Genomic DNA, 4680 nt, shown 5'->3' with positions numbered 1-4680 from the left:
GGGTGGGGGCGGCCACCGCCCACGGCGGGCGGGCCGCCGGCGGGAGGCTCGCCAGGGTCGCGTCGCGGGCGTCGGCGGCGGCGCCGGCCAGCTCGGCGGCGCTGGCGAACCGATCCGCCGGCCGCTTGGCCAACGCCCGCGTGACGACCGCCACCACCGCCGGTGGGGTGTCCGACGGCAGCGGCGCCGGTTCGTCCTGGGCATGCCGCAGCGCCACCGCGAGCGGGTTGTCACCGTCGAACGGCGGCTGCCCGGCGAGGCAGAAGTACGCCACCGCGCCCAGCGCGTAGACGTCGGTGGCGGGGGACACCGGCTGCCCGGTGGCCTGCTCGGGGGACATGTACGAGGCGGTGCCGAGCACCATGTTCGCGGCGGTGAGCCCGGCCATGCTGCGGGACCGGGCGATGCCGAAGTCGACCAGCACCACCCTGCCGTCCGCCTTGAGCAGCAGGTTGCCCGGCTTCACGTCCCGGTGCACGATGCCGGCGAGGTGAGCGGTGTGCAGCGCCTCCGCGGCCTGCGCCAGCACCGACATGGTGGTGGCCGCGTCCAGACGACCCGCCGCGCGCACCCGGGCCGACAACGGCTCGCCCTCGACGTACTCCATCACCAGGTAGTCGACCCGGCCGCCGTCGGCGAGCGTGGCCTGCCCGACGTCGTGCACCGCGACCACGCCGGGGTGCCGCAGCGCCGCCAGCATCTGCGCCTCGGCCCGGAACCGCGCGGTGAACTCCGGGTCGGCGACCAGCGACGGCAGCAGCACCTTCACCGCCACCTCGCGTTCCAGCAGCACGTCGGTGCCGCGCCAGACCGCGCCCATCCCGCCCGTCGCCACCCGCTCGTCCAGCCGGTACCGGTCCCCGAGCAGCACTCCCCGTGTCAGCACCGAGCCACCGTACCGGCCGACGTTGATGGGTTGATCAGCCCGTGGGTCGCGGCCGGGGCGAGCGAGGGGCCGTTCCGGGTCGGGCCGACTACGCTGGCGAGGGTTCGTCCCACGGGGACTTCAGCGGCGAGGGGAGACGCGGCATGGCGTGGAGCTGGCGGTACGAGGGCACGGACGGCCAGACGGTCGAGGGACCGGCGGAGTCGTTCGGCAGCCAGGCCGACGCCGAATCCTGGATCGGTCAGTCCTGGCGGGAGCTCGCGGCGTCCGGCGTCACCTCGGTCGCGCTCGTGGAGGACGACCGCGTGGAGTACCGGATGAGCCTGCTGCCCACGGCCGAGTGATGGGGTACGACCGGCCGGGCGGGGAGCGGCTGGTGCTCGGCGTGCCCAGGGCGGCGTTCCGGCCCAGCCCGGTCTTCCTCGGCCTGGTCGCGCTCTTCGCGGTCAGCGGGGTGCTGGCCTGGAACGGGTACGGCAGCGTCCGGTTCGACGTGTTCGTCTTCGTGGTCTCCGGGTGGCTGGTCTCGCTCTGCCTGCACGAGTACGCGCACGCGGTGGTGGCCTTCCGGGCCGGCGACCGGGACATCGCCCACCGCGGCTACCTGACGCTCAACCCGTTGAAGTACACCCACCCGCTGCTGTCGATCGTGCTGCCGGTGGTGGTGGTGCTGCTCGGCGGCATCGGCCTGCCCGGCGGCGCGGTGTGGGTGGACCGGCACGCCATCCCGGGCCGGTTGCGGCACACCCTGGTCAGCCTCGCCGGCCCGGCGACCAACGTGCTGTTCACGCTGGTGCTGGTGGCGGCGTTGCGGATCGGCATCGAGGCGGGCGGCCCGGTGGAGTTCTGGGCCGGAGTGGCGTTGCTGGCCTTCCTCCAGCTCACCGCGAGCGTGCTCAACCTGCTGCCGGTCCCCGGCCTGGACGGCGGCAACATGATCCAGCCGTGGCTCAACCCGCAGTGGCGCCGGATGTACGACCTGTTCGCCCCGTACGGCTTCCTGCTGCTCTTCGCGCTGCTGTGGAACCCGCGCATCGGCGGCTGGTTCTTCGACGCCGTCTTCGCGGTCGGGGATCTGCTCGGCCTGCCCTCGTGGCTCTACGCCACCGGCCTCGACCTGATCCGCTTCTGGCGGAGCTGACCGACTTCTGGCGGAGCTGACCGGCTTCTGGCGGAGCTGACCGGCTTCCGGCGGAGCTGACCGGGCTGACCCGGTCCGGTCGGCGCGAACCCGCGCGGACCGGACCGGGGCCGGCGTCAGGGACGCTGGGCGGGGGACTCGGTCTTCGCCGGGTCCCGCTCGGTGACCGGCTCGACGATCTCGTCGATGGCCTTGAGCAGCTCGGCGTCGAGCTTCACCCCGGCCGCCTTGACGTTGTCGTGCACCTGCTCCGGGCGGGACGCGCCGATGATCGCCGACGACACGTTCGGGTTCTGCAACACCCAGGCCACCGCGAGCTGGGCCATGCTCAGCCCGGCCTGCTCCGCGAGGGGCTTGAGCTGCTGAACCCGGGTCAGCACGTCGTCGTTCATGAACCGGGAGATGAAGCCCGCGCCCGACTTCTCGTCGGTGGCGCGGGAACCGGCCGGCGGCGGCTGCCCCGGCAGGTACTTGCCGGACAGCACGCCCTGCGCCATCGGCGACCAGACGATCTGCCCGATGCCCAGCTCCTCGCTCGCCGGCACGACCTCGGCCTCGATGACCCGCCAGAGCATCGAGTACTGAGGCTGGTTGGAGACCAGCGGGATGTGCAGCTCCCGGGCGAGCGGGTGGGCGGCACGCAGCTGCTCCGCGGACCACTCGGAGACGCCGATGTAGTGCGCCTTTCCGGAGTGCACGACGTCGGCGAACGCCTCCATCGTCTCTTCCAGCGGCGTGCTGTGGTCGTACCGGTGGGCCTGGTAGAGGTCCACGTAGTCGGTGCGCAGCCGGCGCAGCGAGCCGTTGATCGACTCCATGATGTGCTTGCGGGACAGGCCGCGGTCGTTGCGACCGGGACCGGTGGGCCAGTAGACCTTGGTGAAGATCTCCAGGCCCTCGCGACGCTCGTTCTGCAGCGCCCGACCGAGCACGTCCTCGGCCCGGGTGCCGGCGTACACGTCGGCGGTGTCGAAGGTGGTGATCCCCGCGTCGAGGGCGGCCCGCACGCAGGCGAACGCGGCGTCCTCCTCGACCTGCGAGCCGTGGGTGATCCAGTTGCCGTACGAGATCTCGCTGACCAACAGGCCGGAACGGCCCAGGTGTCGGAATTCCATGCCACGACCCTAGCCCCGCCGGTTCGGAGTCGCCGAACCGCCGGTCAGAGCACCGGGTTGGCGTCGGTGAGCAGCCGGTCGATCTCGGCCAGCACCGCGGCGCGGTCGCGGTGGACCGGATCGATGAGCGGCTCGCCCCGCCGGTCCAGCGCGCCCCAGCGTCCGGTGGCGTCGCCGACCAGGAACGCCACCGGGTGGATGACGAGCATGGGGTGCGCCGGGGGCACCAGCGGTGTGCCGTTGCGGTCCACCACGCCCCGCCGGCCGCCGACGTCGACCACGGCGAGGCCCTCGTCGGTGAACCCGTCGATCTGCTGCCCGTCGGCCAGTTCGGTGGCGAAGCCGTGGTAGCGGGTGGGCACCACGATCCGGCCGGTCCGGTCGACCGCACCCCAACCCTCGCGCCGCACGGCGGCCACGCCGCGGCGGAACGGGCGCACCTCGGCGAAATTGGGTCGCACCTGCACCTCGCCGGTCGCGTCGATCGCCGTCCAGCCGCCGTCCGTGACCACCCAGGCGAGGCCGTCGCTGAACGGGCGCGCCGCGCGGTAGGTCGGTGGGATCACCGTCGTACCGAGCAGGTTGATCAGCGACCACCGGTCGGTGTCCGGCCGGCGGACCCAGGCCAACCCGTCGTGGAACGGCTGCGCCTCGGCGTAGCGGGCGGGGATGACGAGATCACCCTCCGGGTCGGTGTACCCCCACAGCGGTCCGTCCCGGCCCGGCATCGGGGGCCGGTCGCGGTCGAGCACCTCGTCCCGACCCCGGGGGTACGGCCCGAAGCCGTCCGCCGCGGCCCGGGTGGCGACCGCGTCGAGGGCAACCCGGATCCGGTCCAGCAGTTCGGCGTCGCCGGCGCCGCGCAGGTCGAGGGCCTGCTCGAAGTGGTGGCAGGCCTCCATCAGCCGGCCCTGGTCGTGACAGGAGCGCCCGGCGTGCTCGTGCAGGGCGGCCCGCAGCCGGTCGGGCAGCTCGACCGAGTTGGCTTTGGCGAAGAGCTGGTCGGCCTCGGCGAAGTCGCCGCGCCAGCGCAGCACGTGGGCCAGCCGGGCCTGGGCCAGCGCGGTCCGGCGCAGCTCGCCGGTGGCCTCGGCGTAGGTGAGGGCGAGCCTGCCGTCGGCCAGCGCGTCGTCCAGTTCGCCCAGGATGCGGGAGGTCACCGCCCGCAGGCTGAGCAGCCGCGCCCGGGCCCGGTTGTCGATGGCCGAGCCCAACTTCTCGGTCAGCCGCCGCCGGATCGCCCGCATGTCGTCCGGCTCGGTCAGCTCCTCCCGCAGGGTGACCGGGTCCAGCCGCCACCGGTACGCCGCGAGGACCTGCTCCGGGTCGCCCTGCTCGGCCAGCGGCCGGCGGGCCGCCGGCGGCGCAGAGACGGGCGGCGCGGCGGATGGCGGCGCAGAGGCGGGTGGCGCGGACACCGGTGCGCTCTCCCCGGGTGGTCCGCTCCGCGGCCCGGGAACGGCTGCGGCCGGCGGCGCGGAGACGGGCGGGGCGGAGATCGGCGCTGCGGGCGGGGCCGAGACCGGCGGGGCTGAGCC

General features: G+C 74.0%; 5 protein-coding genes. 2 read left to right on the top strand and 3 right to left on the bottom strand.

What is annotated here, in order from left to right; genetic code table 11:
• The coding region (locus tag EAD98_RS00960) for a serine/threonine-protein kinase (RefSeq protein WP_147457304.1) at positions 1-886 on the bottom strand (886 nt) is incomplete at its 3' end.
• A 143-nt stretch (positions 887-1029) separates the two neighbouring features.
• Here EAD98_RS00960 and EAD98_RS00955 point away from each other — a divergent pair.
• Both EAD98_RS00955 and EAD98_RS00950 read left to right on the top strand, forming a co-directional pair.
• On the top strand, positions 1030-1230 hold the full coding sequence (locus tag EAD98_RS00955) for a hypothetical protein (RefSeq protein WP_121652208.1): 201 nt from the start codon (positions 1030-1032) through the stop codon (positions 1228-1230).
• Positions 1230-2027, top strand: a complete 798-nt coding sequence (locus EAD98_RS00950) for a site-2 protease family protein (RefSeq protein ID WP_121652207.1) — start codon at positions 1230-1232, stop codon at positions 2025-2027. The genes EAD98_RS00955 and EAD98_RS00950 overlap by 1 nt, the downstream gene beginning before the upstream one ends.
• Before the next feature lie 116 nt (positions 2028-2143).
• Here the strand turns inward: EAD98_RS00950 and EAD98_RS00945 are convergent, their stop codons facing one another.
• Positions 2144-3142, bottom strand: a complete 999-nt coding sequence (locus tag EAD98_RS00945) for an aldo/keto reductase family protein (RefSeq protein WP_121652206.1) — start codon at positions 3140-3142, stop codon at positions 2144-2146.
• A gap of 44 nt (positions 3143-3186) precedes the next feature.
• On the bottom strand, positions 3187-4680 hold a 1494-nt coding region (locus EAD98_RS00940; protein WP_233583664.1), incomplete at its 5' end, for a WG repeat-containing protein.

It is taken from the genome of Micromonospora sp. CV4 (assembly GCF_003667455.1).
GTDB lineage: Bacteria > Actinomycetota > Actinomycetes > Mycobacteriales > Micromonosporaceae > Micromonospora.
This window is presented reverse-complemented; position numbering and strand designations above follow the sequence as displayed.

Coding starts and splice junctions, on each gene's coding strand:
- EAD98_RS00955 (WP_121652208.1), top strand. CDS start 1,030: ATGGCGTGGAGCTGGCGGTACGAGGGCACGGACGGCCAGACGGTCGAG.
- EAD98_RS00950 (WP_121652207.1), top strand. CDS start 1,230: ATGGGGTACGACCGGCCGGGCGGGGAGCGGCTGGTGCTCGGCGTGCCC.
- EAD98_RS00945 (WP_121652206.1), bottom strand. CDS start 3,142: ATGGAATTCCGACACCTGGGCCGTTCCGGCCTGTTGGTCAGCGAGATC.